At 59.9% G+C, this 212-nt stretch carries 1 pseudogene; it reads left to right on the top strand.

The window, feature by feature from the left end:
- Positions 1–212: pseudogene (locus AACY49_RS31730) on the top strand (IS3 family transposase); the annotation flags it as partial.

Raw genomic sequence — 212 nt, 5'->3', positions numbered from 1 at the left:
GGCGCGCTCGCAATTAACGGTTCGAATCAAGCAATCGGTATCGCCCAAAGTACGGCGAAGCAGGACTGTGGACGATGCTGCGCTGGTGGTCGAAATCCAGCAGCAGGTTAGCGAGCTGCCCAGCTATGGCTACCGTCGGGTCTGGGGATTATTGCGTCGCGCCCGTGAAACCCAGTTGCTGCCGGCGATCAACGTGAAGCGGGTTTACCGGG

The organism is Pseudomonas sp. EL_65y_Pfl2_R96, from assembly GCF_963970905.1.
GTDB lineage: Bacteria > Pseudomonadota > Gammaproteobacteria > Pseudomonadales > Pseudomonadaceae > Aquipseudomonas.
The sequence above is the reverse complement of the archived record's forward strand: the minus strand, read 5'-3'. Positions and strand labels throughout refer to the sequence as shown.